This window comes from Streptomyces pluripotens, from assembly GCF_000802245.2.
GTDB classification, from domain to species: domain Bacteria; phylum Actinomycetota; class Actinomycetes; order Streptomycetales; family Streptomycetaceae; genus Streptomyces; species Streptomyces pluripotens.
Genome location: NZ_CP021080.1, coordinates 202,669 through 218,566 on the forward strand (window position 1 = coordinate 202,669; position 15,898 = coordinate 218,566).

13 protein-coding genes are annotated in these 15,898 nt (G+C 71.6%); 7 read left to right on the plus strand and 6 right to left on the minus strand.

The annotated features are described in order from the left end of the window. Positions 1 to 32: 32 nt before the first annotated feature. Both efeU and LK06_RS00850 read right to left on the minus strand, forming a co-directional pair. Positions 33 to 2,063, minus strand: coding sequence for an iron uptake transporter permease EfeU (efeU, locus tag LK06_RS00845; protein WP_043435099.1), 2,031 nt, complete (start codon positions 2,061 to 2,063; stop codon positions 33 to 35). Between the two features lie 167 nt (positions 2,064 to 2,230). Next, positions 2,231 to 3,808: a hypothetical protein gene (locus LK06_RS00850; RefSeq protein ID WP_374208108.1), complete on the minus strand. Its 1,578-nt coding sequence runs from the start codon at positions 3,806 to 3,808 to the stop codon at positions 2,231 to 2,233. Positions 3,809 to 3,956: 148 nt separating this feature from the next. On the opposite strand from LK06_RS00850, the gene LK06_RS00855 reads away from it, so the two are divergent. Then, positions 3,957 to 4,340, plus strand: coding sequence for a BlaI/MecI/CopY family transcriptional regulator (locus tag LK06_RS00855; protein ID WP_043405411.1), 384 nt, complete (start codon positions 3,957 to 3,959; stop codon positions 4,338 to 4,340). Between the two features lie 356 nt (positions 4,341 to 4,696). Here LK06_RS00855 and LK06_RS00860 read toward each other — a convergent pair whose 3' ends face one another. Next, positions 4,697 to 7,039, minus strand: a complete 2,343-nt coding sequence (locus LK06_RS00860; protein ID WP_039650178.1) for a glycoside hydrolase family 65 protein — start codon at positions 7,037 to 7,039, stop codon at positions 4,697 to 4,699. Further along, positions 7,036 to 7,776, minus strand: coding sequence for an HAD family hydrolase (locus tag LK06_RS00865; protein ID WP_039650176.1), 741 nt, complete (start codon positions 7,774 to 7,776; stop codon positions 7,036 to 7,038). Before LK06_RS00865 ends, LK06_RS00860 begins: the two co-directional genes overlap by 4 nt. A 115-nt stretch (positions 7,777 to 7,891) precedes the next feature. Here LK06_RS00865 and LK06_RS00870 point away from each other — a divergent pair, with 115 nt between their 5' ends. From LK06_RS00870 to LK06_RS00885, 4 genes are all read left to right on the plus strand, one after another. Next, a complete protein-coding gene (locus LK06_RS00870; protein ID WP_052269800.1) occupies positions 7,892 to 8,593 on the plus strand; it encodes a nucleoside/nucleotide kinase family protein in 702 nt (233 codons plus the stop codon). A 155-nt stretch (positions 8,594 to 8,748) separates the two neighbouring features. Next, positions 8,749 to 10,623 carry a phospholipid carrier-dependent glycosyltransferase gene (locus LK06_RS00875; protein ID WP_043435096.1) on the plus strand — a complete coding sequence of 625 codons (1,875 nt, stop codon included), beginning with the start codon at positions 8,749 to 8,751 and terminating at the stop codon, positions 10,621 to 10,623. 79 nt (positions 10,624 to 10,702) lie between these two features. Further along, positions 10,703 to 11,620 (plus strand): MurR/RpiR family transcriptional regulator, encoded by a 918-nt coding sequence (locus tag LK06_RS00880; RefSeq protein ID WP_039650172.1) that lies wholly within the window; start codon positions 10,703 to 10,705, stop codon positions 11,618 to 11,620. 518 nt (positions 11,621 to 12,138) lie between these two features. Continuing rightward, positions 12,139 to 12,513: a hypothetical protein gene (locus LK06_RS00885; RefSeq protein ID WP_039650170.1), complete on the plus strand. Its 375-nt coding sequence runs from the start codon at positions 12,139 to 12,141 to the stop codon at positions 12,511 to 12,513. Positions 12,514 to 13,001: 488 nt separating this feature from the next. On the opposite strand, the gene LK06_RS00890 is transcribed toward LK06_RS00885, so the two are convergent. After that, positions 13,002 to 13,517, minus strand: coding sequence for a flavin reductase family protein (locus LK06_RS00890; RefSeq protein ID WP_039650168.1), 516 nt, complete (start codon positions 13,515 to 13,517; stop codon positions 13,002 to 13,004). 447 nt (positions 13,518 to 13,964) lie between these two features. Here LK06_RS00890 and LK06_RS00895 point away from each other — a divergent pair, with 447 nt between their 5' ends. Together LK06_RS00895 and LK06_RS00900 are read left to right on the plus strand one after the other, a co-directional pair. Then, positions 13,965 to 14,759 (plus strand): TetR family transcriptional regulator, encoded by a 795-nt coding sequence (locus tag LK06_RS00895; RefSeq protein WP_052269799.1) that lies wholly within the window; start codon positions 13,965 to 13,967, stop codon positions 14,757 to 14,759. 112 nt (positions 14,760 to 14,871) lie between these two features. Continuing rightward, positions 14,872 to 15,288: a Zn-ribbon domain-containing OB-fold protein gene (locus tag LK06_RS00900; protein WP_039650166.1), complete on the plus strand. Its 417-nt coding sequence runs from the start codon at positions 14,872 to 14,874 to the stop codon at positions 15,286 to 15,288. A gap of 201 nt (positions 15,289 to 15,489) precedes the next feature. On the opposite strand, the gene LK06_RS00905 is transcribed toward LK06_RS00900, so the two are convergent. Beyond that, positions 15,490 to 15,876 (minus strand): PPOX class F420-dependent oxidoreductase, encoded by a 387-nt coding sequence (locus tag LK06_RS00905; RefSeq protein WP_039650164.1) that lies wholly within the window; start codon positions 15,874 to 15,876, stop codon positions 15,490 to 15,492. Between the last annotated feature and the right edge of the window lie 22 nt (positions 15,877 to 15,898).

A 15,898-nucleotide genomic window follows, 5' to 3' on the forward strand; every position in this document is an offset into this window, starting at 1 on the left:
GTTCCCTTCGGGGTACGGGTGCGCAGTGGTCATCAGGCGGACTTCCGGATCTCCAGGAGGTCCGGGATCGGCGCCAGGTCTTCCAAGAGCTGCCCGGTGGCACCGTCGAGACGCTGCCGGTCGGTGGTGGTGAGCTTCTCGACGGGGGTCCATCTGTTCCCCTGGTGCTCCGCGTCCAAGAGCTTCTGGAGCCGGGAGACGTCCGCGCCGACCGTGGGCAGCAGCTTGGGCGCCCGGGTGCTCACCAACGGTGTGAGGACAGTCAGCAACTGGCGGGTGCCGGCGAGGTTGGCGTCGGCCGTGGCGAGATTCGTGCCGCTGCCCTCGTCGGTGTCGCCGGTCAGCTCGAACTGGAGGGTGTTCTCCAGGATCTCGTGGGCGCGCAGCGGGAGGTCGCCAGGGGCAAAGTCCTGGCTGGGAAAGGCCTTGTGAAGTGCTGCGGCGGCCCCGGCGAGCTGCCGGGCAGGGCCCCGCAGTTCCTTGGCCGACTCGCCGTGCCAGAGACCGTGCTCGACGCGGTGGAAACCGGTGAAGCCCTTGTCCCGCACGCCGTCCGGGAGTCCGTCGGCACGGCCGTCGATCTTCCGGTCGTAGTCCTCGAAGGTGCCGTACGCCGCGCCGAGGGAGGCGTAGGTGCGGTGGGCGGTGAGCCAGTCCTCACGGGCCTTGGCGAGGTGGCCGGCCTCGATGTCGTGGTCGAGGGCACGGGTCTGGGTGACGAGGGTAGCCAGGCCCCGCTCGACGTACGCCCGGTACGCCCTCAGGGGTGCGGCGAGGTCCCGCTCGGACACGGGGGCGACCGGCTTGGCCGCGCCACCGCCGCTGACTCGCACCGGCTGGGAGGTGACGGCCTTGCCGCCGGTGGGGACACAGCGCCAGGCGTAGCTGCCGCCCGCAACGGTGGCCACGAGGTCACGGCTGGTGCCGGGGGCGAGGCCCTCGATCTCGCCGTAGACCGCGTCCGTCGACGGGTCGACCAGGTACACCTCGGAGGTCTTGTCGCCGGTGTTGTGCATGCGGAAGGTGCGCCGGCCGGGCTTGGGTGCCGTGAAGCCCTTGCCGCAGTCGGTCTCGGAGACGGCGACGGTCTGGTTCCCGGCGGGTTTGGGGCTGGAAAGGGCGACGACGGCTCCGGCGAGGACCGCGGGTACGGCGACCACCACAGCAGGCACCCACCACACCGGCCGGCGTCGTGCGGGCCGGGGCGTGACCGGTCCGCGCGCCGGGCCCCCGGCGGCCTGCCCGGGGACCACGGTGCGCACCCCGCGGACGAACAGGGTCATCACGACGGCGAGGTAGACGACATAGGCCCCCACTTGGAGCCAGGTCATGGTGGGCGTCAGGTTGAAGACGCCCTGGACCAGGGCGCTGTACCAGGAGCCGGCGTCGACGCTGCCGGCGAGGTCGACCGCAAAGTCCGCCTTGCCGGGTAGTACGCCACCCTCCTGGAGGTCACGCAGGCCGTAGCCGAGGACACCGGCCGCGATGACGATCAGGACGACGCCGGTGGCGGTGAAGAACCTGGTCAGGTTGATCTTCAGCACACGACGGTACAGGCCCCAGCACAGGCCGGTTGCGAGGACCAGGCCGATGGCGGCACCGGTCAGCGGGCCCGCCGACTCGCCCGCCGCCCGGGCCGTCGTCCACAGGAACAGGGCCGTCTCCAGACCCTCACGACCGACGGCGAGGAACGAGGTCAGGATCAGCACACCCGACCCCATGGCCAGGGCACCCGTCACCTTCTGCTTCAGTTCACCGGAAAGGTTGCGGGCCGAACGGCGCATCCAGAACACCATGGCCGTGACGAACGCGACGGCGATCACGCTGAGCGTGCCGCCGAACGCCTCCTGGGCGGTGTCCGGCATGGAAGCCGCGGTGAAGGTGAGGACCGCGCCGAAACTCATCGCCACGGTGACCGCGGCTAGGACGCCCGTCCACACCTGGGCCAGCCGGGAGCGTGCCCCGGCCCGAACCAGGGTGGCGACCAGGATGGAGACGATGAGTCCGGCTTCGAGACCCTCCCTCAGCCCGATCAGGAAACTCGGAAAAGCGTCGTCCCACATGCCGTGCGGCCCTCCCACTTAGCGAAGGCATGCCTTACCTTCCCGACCCATCATGGCGATGGCCGCACCATCAGCTGGACAAGAGGCAGCAATGTGGGGGCAAAGACCGGGAACGTTCAGCGCCAAGTGCCCGTCCACCGGCCGTTGGGCCGTGCACAGGCGTACGGTCAGACGCTGCCGGGGGCGGGCCGCCAGAGGCCGCCGGAAAGGGCTGCGGCGGCGGCTCTTTGCACGCGCACGACGGCTGGCGCATCGGCCCCCGGCACGGAGTAGTGCACCAGCACCGCGCCGAGCCGCGCGGACGGCCAGCCGCGGGCGTATCCAGGCGGTCGGGACCCCACCGGCAGCAGCACGGCCACCGGGATACGGCGGGCGGTCCGGGCGATGCCGGCCGCGGTGCTGTTGGCGTTGTGGCCGGACGTTTCGGCCGAGGAACAGCCCGTGTAGAACGCGACCGGGATGGCCTCGTACCCGGAGAGCAGGCACGGCGGACGCACGCCGAGGCGGTGCAGGGTGGCTGCGGTGCGGGACCATGCGCGGCGGGCCGCGGTGTTGCTGTGCACGGTGTGCACCAGGACGGCCAGCTGTACGGCGAGATGAGCAGCGAGCCCCAGGCAGATCAGCGTCACGGCCACCGGGCGCCAGGTCCCGCGCGCGCCGGTCGCCAGTGTGATCAGGGCATCGGCGACCGCGATGGCCAGCAAGGCGTAGGTGGGCAGCAGGAAGCGGGGTGCTGCATAGCCGATCAGGAACAAGTAGGGAAAGGCGACGCTCACCGCGCAGGCCAGGACCACCCCCGTGGCCCCAGTACGCCGGGCGCGCACCGCGAAGACCAGGCCGAGGACGGCGAGCACGGGCAGCACGAACCACCACACGGTGAGCACCGGGTTCGGCAGGGCGCCCGTGCACGGCCGGCACAGGGTCCGCCCGCCGAGGCTGCGCAGCTGGTCCACCACGGCGAGGTGGCTGCCGAGTCCGCCCTGAATCGCGGAGCCGTCGGACAGACGGCGTACGAGGCCGCCGTAGCTCACGTACGCCTCGATCACCCACTCGGCGGCCCCGGCGGCGAGCCCGGCGAGCAGGACCAGCGCACGGCGCCGTCCGCGAACCAGGCCAAGGGCGAGGAGTGGCAGGGTCGCGAAGACCGCGTCCATGGGCCGCATCAATGCCATCAGCGCCGCACTCGCCGCCAGGCCCCACAGGGCGCCCCGGTCGGGGCCGGCGCGGTCAGGGCCGGCGCGCAGGAAGCAGGCGACGGCGACCAAGGCGCCCACGGCGACCCAGTAGTTCGGCATCGCCTGCGGGCCGTAGAACAGGGTCACCCAGAGAGAAGCGAAGAGAGCACCAGCAAGGGCGAGTACACGCACCGGGAACAAGTCGCGCCAGGCACGCAGGGCCAGGAACAGGCCGAGGCCGGACAGGACCGCGAGGTAGATCCGCAGCAGGGCCGTCGAGGACGACCAGGACGCGACGGGTGCGACGAGCAGCGAGATGCCCCGGGCGCGGGGTGCGCTGAAGAAGGCGGCGGGGGCATGAGCGCCGACCTGGCTGACGTACACCGTCTCGTCCCAGCCGAGACCCATGCCGGGCCGGACCAGGAGCAGCTGGGCCAGGGTGAAGGCGGTCGCGACGGCCGCGAGCAGAGCCCCGGCCCCGTTCTTCCTCCCGCCATCGGGAGCGCTCACGGACCCGACGGCGGTGCGAAGGGCGCGCCCGCTCCGCGTCGCGGCCCGAGCGTCATGCATGCCGCCGCCCATCATCACCCCTCTGCGCTCGCGGCCTGACGTGCCGTCCGATCAAGGAAAACATCGCTGGACCGACCGTACCCCGGCACGCTCCCGGGGGCAGGGCGGCCGTCCGGCCGGCGGCCCTACGCGCTGTAAGGTTGGGGGCATGGTTGGCACAGGGTCCCGCGGCAGGGCGGAGCGGCGCGGCGCCGGGAAGCTGGAGAGCGAGGTGCTGGCCGCGCTCTGGGCCACCGAGCGGCCACTGACCCCGGCGGAGATCCAGGCCGAGATCAGCGGCGGGCTCGCCTACAACACGGTCCACACCATCCTCACACGGCTGTACGACAAGAAGCTGGTACTCCGCGATGCCGACGGGCGGCGCGGTGCTTACCGGCCCGCCAAGAACGCGGCCGAGCTGACCGCCGAGGCGATGCACGACATCCTGAACCGGGGCCCGGACCCGCTCGCCGCGCTCCAGCACTTCGTGACCGGACTGAGCCCCGAGGAGGAGCGGGTGCTGCGCGAGCTCCTCGCCGGAGAGGATCCGTGAGGTCCGATGTGTACGGCCCGCTGGTGCACCGCCCTGCTGTCCGCCGCCGCCCGGTGATCGCCCGGCGGCGCGCTCCGGCGCGCTTCCGCCTAAGGGCCTCGGCCGCCGTCCTGACCGCCGCCGCCCCGGACTGATCACCCCTCCGGCCAGCCACCGCGCCACTCGCCGGTAAACCGTCCGCTGGCCCCGGACGGGCGCCCGCTCACCCTCTTCCTCGTGGAACACCGGGCCGACCGTCAGGCGACTGCGGCCGGGACCGGCGGGCCGCGGCCCGGACGCTGGCCTGAGGTCACCGGACCACCGCCCCCTGCGCGCGGTGGCCGCTCCCGCCGCCGCTCCTCCCTCCAGGCCGGCTCTCAGCGGCCGTTCGGCGCGCGGTGCGGCGGCTGTTCCGGAGCAGGGCGCCGGATCAACGGCGGCACCGGTCGGACGGCCGACTCGTGGATACTGACCGTCAGCGGCTCTCCGTGGTGACGCAGGGTCAGCGGCGGGCCGTCCAAGAGCAGGTACGCGGCCTTGTCGGCGCCGATGTCCACGCGCAGCCGGCGCCCACGGAACTGGACGTTGAAGGCCAGGCGGCGAAACCGCTCGGGCAGCCGCGGCGCGAACCGCAGGCGGTCCCCCTCGCAGCGCATGCCACCGAAGCCCGCCACCAGCGCCATCCAGGTGCCGGCCAGCGAAGCGATGTGCAGTCCGTCCCGGGTGTTGTGCTCCAGGTCGTGCAGATCCATCAGCGCGGCTTCGGCCGTGTAGTCGAGGGAGAGCCCCGGATGACCCGCCTGCGCGGCGATGACGGCCTGACAGCAAGCGGACAAGGAGGAGTCGCGTACGGTCAGCGGCTCGTAGTAGGCGAAGTTCCGGGCCACCTGCTCCTCGTCGAAGCGGTCACCGCAGGTGTACATCGCCAGCACCAGATCGGCCTGCTTGACGACCTGCTTCCGGTACAGGTCGAAGTAGGGGAAGTGCAGGAGCAGCGGATACTGGTCGGCTCGGGTGCCGGCGAAGTCCCAGCGCTGGTAGCGGGTGAATCCGGCGTGCTGTTCGTGAACGCCGAGTTCGGAATTGTAGGGGATGTGCATGGCCTCCGCGGCATCCCGCCAAGCCGCGCTCTCCTCCTCGTCCACGCCGAGCCGCCGGGCCTCGCGCGGGTGGCGTTCGGCGGCGTCGGCCGCGGCGAGCAGGTTCTGCCGGGCCATGAGGTTGGTGTAGGTGTTGTCGTCGGCGACCGCGCTGTACTCGTCGGGTCCGGTGACGCCGTCGATGTGGAAGACGCCGTGCGTGTCGTGGTGGCCCAGCGACCGCCACAACCGGGCCGTCTCCACCAGCAGTTCGACACCTGCCTCCCGCTCGAAGGCGGTGTCGCCGGTGGAGGCGACATACCGGACGACGGCGTCGGCGACGTCCGCGTTGACATGGAAGGCGGCGGTGCCGGCCGGCCAGTACGCCGAGCCCTCTCGGCCTGCGATGGTGCGCCAGGGGAACGCGGCACCGCGAAGCCCCAGTTGGACGGCGCGTTCACGAGCCTCGTCCAGGGTGTTGTACCGCCACCGCAGCGCTTCGGCGACGGAGGCGGGCGCGGTGTGGACGAGCACGGGCAGCACGAACATCTCGGTGTCCCAAAAGGCATGCCCGTCATACCCCGACCCGGTCAGCCCCTTGGCCGGTATCGCACGCTGTTCGGCACGGGCTCCGGCCTGCAGGACGTGGAACAGCGCGAAGCGGACGGCTTGCTGGATCTCCTCGTCACCCTCGACCTCGACATCGGCGCGGGCCCAAAAGTCATCCAGGTAGGCCCGCTGGTCCGCCAGCAGGCCCTGCCAGCCGTCCTGTGCGGCAGCCGCGAGAGCGGCGTCGACCTGGTCGGCCATGGCGGGCAGGGAACGGGTTCCGGACCAGCCGTGAGCGACCAGCTTCTCCACGGTGAGCGTCTGTCCGGGCTCCAGGACGGAGGTGACGGTCAGGCGGGCCACGTCGGTGCCGCTCTCGCTGTGCGTGGTGGTGCGTTCCGGGCCAGTGACGAAGTGGTCGGCGGCGGCGGCCACTCGAAAGCCACTGCGCCGGGTGCGGTGCACCAGCCGCAGCCGGTTGCCGAAGGCGGAACCGTCCTCCTGTTCCAGCGGGGACTGCAGCGCCATCGCGGCGCGGGGGTCGCCGTTCGTTCCCGGCAGACTCTCGTTGGCAACCAGTTCCGACTGGATCACCACCCGGCTGCGCCCGCCAATGGCCTCAACCTCGTAGGCGACCGCGGCCACCGCCCGTTGGGTGAGCGACACCAGCCGGGTCGAACGCACCCGGACCGTCGTCCCGGCCGGGGACGTCCACTCGCAGGTCCGCTCCAGCACCCCGCGGCGCAGGTCCAGCAGCCGCTCGTGGGCGTGCAACCGACCGTAGCGCAGGTCGAAGGGCTCGTCGTCCACCAGCAGCCGGAGGATCTTGCCGTTGGTGATGTTGATGACCGTCTGGCCCGACTCCGGGTAGCCGTAACCGGCTTCCGCGTACGGCAGCGGGTGCACCTCGTGCACGCCGTTCAGGTAGCTGCCGGGCAGACCGTGCGGCTCACCCTCGTCGAGATTGCCGCGCCAGCCGACATGGCCGTTGGAGAGGGCGAACACCGACTCGCTCTGGGCGAGGACGTCCAAGTCGAGGGCGGTCTCCCGAATCGCCCACGGCTCCACGGCGTACGACCGATGGCTGATCACTGCTTGCCTCCAAGCTCGGCGAGGTCACGGACGACGACATCGGCGCCGTGCGCGTACAGGGCATCGGCCTGTCCGACGCGGTCCACGCCGACGACGTATCCGAAACCGCCCGCGCGGCCCGCGTCCATACCGGCCAGGGCGTCCTCGAACACGGCCGCCCGGGACGCCTCAACCCCGAGGTCGCGGGCGGCGGCGAGGAAGGTGTCGGGGTGCGGTTTGCCCGGCAGGTTCCGCTCGGCGGCGACCACGCCGTCGATCCGCACGTCGAAGAGGTGCTCGGCGTCGACCGAGCGGAGCACGTCCCGGCAGTTGGCACTGGAAGAGACGATCGCGGTGCGCAGCCCCGCGGTCCGGACCGCCGCCAGATAGCCGAGGGTTCCTTCGTAGGCCCGCACGCCACCGGTGCGGATCTTCTCCAGGAGCCGGGCGTTCTTGCGGTTGCCGAGCCCACGGACGGTGCGTGCGCCGGGAGGGTCGCCCGGGGTGCCCTCGGGCAGGTGGATGCCGCGCGAGTCGAGGAAGGCACGGACGCCGTCAGCGCGGGGGCGACCGTCGACGTACTCGTCGTATTCGGCGATCGCGTCGAACGGCCGCCCCTGTTCGCCCTCGTAGTCGTGCAGGAACGCGTCGAACGTCTCCTTCCAGGCAGCCGCGTGGACGACGGCGGTCCTGGTGACGACCCCGTCGAGGTCGAAGAGGCAGGCCTGGATGGTATCGGGCAGACCGAGCTGAGTCATACTCAGCACTGTTCCCCAAGAAGCGCTCTCCAGTGAGTGGCGCACACCACACCGGGCCACATGCAGGCGGCGGTTCCCGTACCCTTCACACCCCCCTGGGTGCCACACTCTGCGTGTGCCGCTGACCTTCGACGACCTCCTCGCCCGTGCCCGCGCCCTCCCCCGGGGCGGCCGACGCGCACTGCTCGGCATCGCGGGCAGCCCCGGTGTGGGCAAATCAGCGCTCGCCGAACGTCTGGTGCAGGCCCTCAACGCCGACGACCCGCCCCTGGCCGCGCACGTACCGATGGACGGATTCCACCTGGCCGACGCCGAGTTGGACCGGCTGGACCGCCGGAACCGCAAGGGCGCCCCGGACACCTTCGACCCGGCCGGATACACGGCGTTGCTGCGGCGCCTGCGCGAGGACGCCGCCGAGGTGGTGTACGCGCCCGGGTTCGAGCGGGTGCTCGAACAGCCGGTCGCGGGCGCGATCCCGGTGTCACCGACCGCCAGGGTGGTGGTGACCGAGGGCAACTACCTGCTGCTCCAGGAGGATTCGTGGCAGCGAGCGCGCTCGTACCTGGACGAGGTGTGGTTCTGCGAGATCGACGAGGAGGAGCGGATCCGGCGACTGGTCGCCCGGCACGAGCGGTTCGGCAAGGACCATGAGTCCGCCCTGGCCTGGGTGCTGGGTGCAGATCAGCGCAACGCCGACCTGGTCGCGGCGACTCGGGAGCGGGCGGACCTGGTGGTGCCGGCGGGCTCGCTGACCTTGCCCACGACGGCAGGATCCCTCGGAGGGGAGGGACGGCACAGCCCGGCCGGTCCGGGGTGAACTCCCGCAGGCTGCCGACCGTACCCGTGTACACGGCAGAGGGTCTGCCGGTACGACTCGTGCAGCGGTGATGCCTGCGGTGCCGGGAGCGGGGCGAGGGCCGGTCCCCCGAACGCTCCCGCCGTCGCCCGCCCGCTGCCGCCGCGGAGCGGACAATGACACGCGAACAGCACAGGGTTCTCCCCTCCGGGACTTCTTCCGGGGGGCTCGCGCGGCCGACCCCCGGCCGGGTGCCCGCCCGGCTGTACGCTGCCGTGCGGCGACGCCGCCGGTGGCTGGTGCCGGTGCTCGTGGCACTGTTGCTGGCCCAGATGGCCGCGGCGATGGTGACGGCGGCGGAGCGGCAGACGCCCACCATCGACGAGCCGGTGTACGTCGCGACGGCCACCGACTACGTGCGCGAACACCGGCTTCGCTACAACCCGGAGCATCCGCCGCTGGGCAAACTGCTGATCGCGGCCGGTGTGGTGGTGGCCGACCCGCACTACGACCCGTCGTACCCCGGCTCCCAGGGGGAGGTAGGCCGGCATCTGCTGTACGAGTCGGGCAACGACCCCTGGCGGTTGATGTTGTGGGCGCGGCTGCCAATAATCGCGCTGACCTTGCTGTTCGGGCTGGTCGCCTTCGCGTTCGCCCGCGGGCTGGCGGGCACGGCGGGCGGGCTGGTGGCACTTGCCCTGTACGCCTTCTCGCCCGATGTGATCGCGCACGGTTCACTGGCCACGCTGGACGTGCCGACCGCCGGGTTCGTGCTGACATCAACCTGGCTGGTCTGGCGGGCGCGGCGGCGGCCGGTGCTCTGTCTGCCGCTGTGCGGGGCGGCACTCGGAGCAGCGGTGGCAACCAAGATGAGCGCACTGGCGGCGGTGCCGGTGGTACTGGCGCTCGCGGCGTTGTCCGCAGTGGCCGCCGGGCGGGCACGGCGGAGGCTCTCGGTGCCCGGGGCGGATTCGGCCGCCGGACGGACGGAACGGACGCCAACCGCACTCACCGGAGCGGAGACCGGGCGGCGGCGGAGGGTGCCGGCGCTGCTCGCGCGGGTGGCCGCCGCCGGGGGGAGGAAGGTACCGGCGGTGTTCACGGTTCCGGCCGCCGGCCGCCGACGAACGGTGCTGACTACGCTCGCCGCCATGGCGACCGTGGCGCTGGCGGCGGTGGCGGTCGTGTGGGCCGCGTATCTCGCGGTCGATCCCCGGCTGCGGTTCACACCCGCACAGCCCGTTCCGGCCCTGCACGGGCTGCGCGGACGGTTGGTGGACCTGCTACCGGTGCCCGAGGCCTACCGGGCCGGTATGCGGGTGCAGTTCGACCTGGAGACCCATCGATGGCAGGGCTATCTCTTCGGTCACCTGTACACCGGCTCGCGATGGTATTACCTGCCGGCCGCCCTCCTGGTGAAGACACCGCTCGGCCTGCTGGCGCTGGGCGCGGCCGGTGCCGTGGCGATCGTGGCGGTACGACGGCTGCGGCCCGCGGCGGCATACGTCCTGCTGCCGCCCCTGGTGCTGCTGGCCGTGGCGATGACGGGGGCGCGGGACTTCGGGACCCGGTACGCGCTGTTCGTGCCGATGTTCTTCGCAGTTGCAGCGGCTTGTACGGCGGGGTCCAGCCGGCGGTGGGCGGCCGGGGCGACGGTCGTGCTGGTGCTGTGCACCGCAGTGAGTTCGCTGCGGACGTTCCCGTACTATCTGCCGTACGCCAACGAGGCGTTCGGCGGGCCGGCCCGCACCCATCTCCTGCTGCACGACTCCAACGTGGATTGGGGACAGGACCTGGGCCGTCTCGCCGACCGCCTGCGTCAGCGGTACCCGGGCGAGCGGGTGTGGCTGGTGTACAAGGGCAGCGGAGTACCGTCGTACTACGGCATCCGTGCCGCCGATCCGCGCAGGGTGCCGCCCGGACGGGTGCGCGGCCTGCTGGTGGTGTCGGACTCCGCGGTCGCCAAGGCCCGCGGGAAGCTCGCCGAGTTGATCGACAGCAGCAGGCCGGTCGGGGAGGTCGGCCATTCGATCAGCATCTACCGGCGGTGAGTCCCGCTCCCTCGAACCCCTGGTCACGGCCGTGGGTGAGCTATGTTGAGTGCTCGTGGGAGAAAAAGGAGGCGGACCGGTGCCCTCGCCGCAGCAGGCACGCGCACAGGCATCAGCGATCACGTCGGGCAAAGCCATGCCCGAGGCCGAGGCCGCCCCGACCTCCCGCCTACGAGAACTCTTCGACGGCCCCCGTCTGTCGCCGGGCCAGCGGCGCGTCGCCCAGTACCTCATCGAGCACATCAACGAGGCCGCGTTCCTGTCGATCACCGAGCTGGCGGACCGGGTCGGGGTCAGTCAGCCCTCGGTCACCCGCTTCGCCGCCGCCGTCGGCTTCAGTGGCTATCCCGCGTTGCGGGAGAAACTGCAGTCCATCGCGCTGAGCGCGCTCGCCGGCGGGCCCGGCTACGAGAACCGGGCCAACGAACTCCAAGCGGCGGTGGACGCCGAGATCCAGAACCTGGAGAACCTGCGGCGCGACTTCGCCGACCCCGACCGGGTCATCCACGTCGGCCGCGAGCTGTCCCACTCCACTCCCTTGACGGTCCTCGGCCTGCGCATTTCCGTGTCGCTGGCCGAGTACTTCGGCTACGCCGCCCGCCGCATCCACCCCGACGTGCGACTGGTGACCCGGGGCGGCAGCGTGGCCTACGACGCGCTCCTGCAGTCCCGGGAGGCCGGCGGCACCTGGGTGCTGGCGTTCGCCATGCCCCGGCACTCCCAGGAGACGCTGCACGCGATCCGGGTGGCGCGCGGTGCCGGTCTGAAGGTCGCCCTGGTCACCGACCTGGCGCTCGGGCCGCTGGCCGACGAGGCCGACATCGCCTTCGCCACCGGCACCGGGTCACGGCTGGTGTTCGACTCCTACGCGGCGCCCGGTCTGATGGCCGCCGCGCTGCTGCAGGCCATGACGGACGCCGATCCGGAGCGCACCCAGGCCCGTCTGGAGAAGTACGAGCATCTCTCCGAGGAGCACCAGTTCTTCCTCAGGGACTGAGCCGGTCGCGGCGGAGGGCCGGTCCGGGCCCCTCGCCCGGCGAGGGAACCCGGTCTTTCCGTAAAGGTCCGGACCTGCCCGGCTGATCTTCCGCCGGGGCCGGAACCTCGTGAAGATCTTGCGGTGGCCCACCCCCCGGACGGGGATCATTCGACTCAATTCACGCATGAATGTTTTCATACGTCTTGCAAAGTGGTCGGCATATATAAATACTGCTCACGGATCGCGCCCGGCCCACCCCGGGCACGTTCCACATCCGCGGACCCACCGCTCGCACACCGCCCCGAGAAAGCCGACGGACCGCCCATGCGCATGCAACCCCGCACGCAGCGCCGGTTTCCGACGCCCGGGGGCCCCGCACGGACACCCCCCGCCGCCGTTCCCTACCCACGTCGGCGTCCAGGGTGTTCCGGGGCGCATCGTCTGCGCGATGCGCCCGTGGCGGCCCCGGCCATCCCCTAGGCCGGGGCCGCCCCGAACCCGTCGGACCACCCTCACGACGCCGCACACCGGAAGCGATGATCATGACCATTACCAGCACGCGCATCAGCCCCGACTGGCCCTGTCAGGTCAAGACGCCGGGCTCGTACGACTGGGAGCGCTCAGCGGCCAAGTGGCTGCGCGAGCTGATCCCCGCGCGCTATGCCAGCTATCCGGCACTCATCCGGCATCCCGTCCTGCTCGCCCGGCATGCGCAAATCCAGGTCCAGCAGGAGATCCGGGTGGCCCGGACCGCGCTGCAGACCGCGCGGGCCGAACTGCCGGTGCTCGGGCTGCCGGAGTCGGTCATCGAGCACACCATCAAGCTGTACGCGGCCGAGCTCATGCAGTTGCAGCACATCGCGCGCAGCGTCCGCGCGGTCTCCGAAGCGCTGGCCGGCCGCAGCCACTGAGCCGCCAGGGACTCCACGGGCCCGGCCCGCAGAAAGCCGACGCACACGCCAGGGCCGATAACCGCCCCCCTTTTCGAAGGTCCCTCCCCGCTTTCGAAGGTCCCTCCCCGCCGCCCGGCGGCGGCATGTACCCCGCCCGGCGAGGTGACGGCATCGCACGTCCCGCGGACCGGTGAGCCGGGACCTCCCGTTTCGGTGCGGACGACACCCCGGCATCCGCGAGCTGCCGGCGGTCGCCAGGGGGACACGGGCCTCCGCGGTCAGTCGTCGTCCCGACGACACCAGTACCAGCACGCTCCGACGACCAAGGCCAGCAGGAACACGGCGGGCACGAACAGGACCGGAATGCGGGAGCCGGTCATCGGCAAGGCCTTCAGTCTCGGTGCGGTTGACCACGCGGCCCACGGTCGCGGGGCTGCCCACGGTGACGGCCGGCCGCCACCCCCGCCCAGGGGTCTTTGGAGGTCTTGCCCGACGTTCGAATGCCTTCAGTCCACGCAGGGACGGACGCTGGTGCCGAGCGTGTCGGACATCCGCAGCAGCGGCCCGGCCCGCCCCTCACCCCACCGGACCGGATCCAGGACGAAGCCGACGTGATCACCGCCGTCGGTGCGGTGGAGAATCGTCCCGGCGAACCAGGCGGCCGTCTCCGTCAACACGGCTGTGCCTCCGGGTCCTTCCCGCCAGTCCAGTCGCTCGAACTGGTCGGCCTCGTCGCCCGTCTCACCACCGAGGAGTGCCGCGAGGTCCCGCTGATCACGGGCAAGCAGGTGCACCGCGAGGTGCTGGGCGGCGCGCGCGACGCGGTAGGTGTGACTGTTCTTGGGCAGCCAGACGGCGTACCGGGGCGGCCGGACGGAGCACTGGGAAGCGAAACCGGCCAGGCATCCAGCGAGTTCGCCGTCAGCCACGGCCGTGACCACGCACATGTCCGGGTTCAGCCGGTCGAAGAACCCGTCCAGGACCGCCTCGCCACCTGCTTGCGCCTCACCGTCCGCAGCCATGCCGCCCGCCTCCGTCGTACCGCTCCGCTTCCGTCCACCACCTGGAGTCCGGACTCAGCTCATCACAGACGGCGTCGTCGCGCCCACCGGCCCACCGTTGCCCGGTGCGCCGAACCCGGCACACCGGTCGCGGCCGTTCCCCGGCGGCTCCGGTGCACGAGTGCGGACCGGACCTGGACCGCGACGAGGGTCGCACCCGACCGTCACGTACGGGACCGGGACTGCCCGCTCTCCCACGTCGACGCAGGTGTTCCCCGGCGGATCCAGGGCGCACGCGTTGCACGGGGCCCGCGACGGCAGCCGGCCCAGTCGATCGCCGTCGGACCGGCCCGAGCGCTCCCCAGGCCAGTGCCCCACAGAGTCGCCGCCAGGGCACTCAGTTCCTCCATGACCCTCTCAGTCTGCACTGAGTGCCACACATTCCGTCCGGGTGCTACGTTCGCGTCCATGAGCTCCAGCAGCGTGGCACCGACCGCCAAGCCGCCGATGCGCGACGCCCTGGTCGCGGCGGCCTTCCGGCTCTTCCTGGAACGCGGGTACGAGCAGACCACCGTGGACGACATCGTGACCCTGGCCGGGGTGGGCCGGCGCTCGTTCTTCCGCTACTTCCCGTCCAAGGAGGACGTGGTCTTCCCCGACCACGAACGCTGCCTGGACGACATGACCGCCTTCCTCGCCGCGGACGAGGAAGAACACGAGCCGGTGCGACGAGTGTGCGACGCGGCCCGGCTGGTACTGCGGATGTACGCGGAGAACCCCACTTTCTCCGTCCAGCGCTACCGCCTCACCAAGAAGGTGCCGGGACTGCGCGCCTACGAGCTGTCGGTGGTCTGGCGCTATGAGCGCGCACTCGCCGAGTACCTGCGCGGTCGATTCGCCGGACGGCCCGACGGATCGCTGCGGGCCGATGTGATCGCGGCGGCGGTCGTCGCCGCCCACAACAACGCCCTGCGCTCCTGGCTGCGATCGGACGGCAGGGGCGACGCGGGTGCGACGGTGGACCACGCGCTGGGATACGTGCAGCGGACGTTCGGCGGCTCGGCGGACACCACGGTGCGTGCCGCCCCCGTCAGCGCGGCGCCCGTGGGCGAACCGGCCGGGCATCCCGACGACGTGGTGGTCCTCGTCTCCCGCCGCGATGCCCCGGTATGGCGGGTGGTCCAAGAGTGGGAGTCAGTACTGGGGCGTGCCGGACGCCTTGCCAGCCGCGAAATTCAGGGTACGGAGTACCTTTACGAGTGACACTGAGTGCCATACGCTGTTCGGCGTGCGCGGTGGCACGGCACCGCGCACCCGTGTGCGCGCCTTGTGCCGGGCATGCGGGATTCCGGCCGAGCGCAGGGAGTTGACCAGCGTGTACCACTACTCAGCAAGCGCCTCGCATCCGGCGGCCGGCTCCGCGGCGGGTGTTCTCGATCCCGCCCCCGCAGGATCCAAGGACGCCATCCACTTCCAGCGCTGCACCTGGTGCGGCACCGCGACGTACCACCGGTTGCTGTGCCCGGTGTGCCAGGGCAGTGAACTGCGCACGGAACGCAGCGAGGGCATCGGCACGGTCCGCCACTCGACCGTGGTGCACCGCAACACGCCGGCGGCACGCAACGTGTCGCTGATAGAGATGGCCGAGGGGTTCGTCGTCCGGGGCCGGGTCATGGGGCCGCCGATCGGAATCCACAGCGGCGACCGGGTGCATCTCTCCACCGCCAAGGACCCGGTCCGCGGCGAGCCGGTCTTCCAGTTGCTCGACGAGCCCTATCGGGCCTGGACCTGATCTCCGGTCCCCTCCCGCGCCTTCTCGCGCGGTGACGGCCCTGCCGCGCCCGCACCCGCAGACCCGGCTGACGCCGCATCAGGCGGCGCCGCTGAAAGCCCCGGTGGAGCGTCGACGGCGCCACCGAACCGGGCACTGCCACCGGACGGCTGTTCACCAGGGGGCGATCAGCTCCGCAGGACGGTGCACTCCCGCTGCCCCTCAGTCCGTGAGCGTCACCCGGATACCGACCGTGCCGGCCTGACCGCGTCGCAGCCGGCTGCCCAGCATCGTCAGCCGGCCGACGATGCCGTACTTGCGGGCAATGAGCTCGCGGTAGCGCGCGGTGGTGGCCACGTCGGCGATCCCGGCCGTGGCCGGAACCTGCTCGCCGGTGGGGTTGCCGCGCAGGTCGCAGGGACCGACGAGGACATCGGCACGACGCCGGATCCGCTTGACCTTCCAACTGTCGGCAGCCGTCCAGACGCCGAGGGCGTCGCCGTCCCGAACCACCCACACCGGCGTGGCCACCGGAGTTCCGTTCTTGCGGTAGCTGGTCACCAGCAGGTATTTCCCCAAGCCGAGCCGTTCAAGCCGCGTATCGTCCATGTACGGCAGTCTAGAAGGCGGT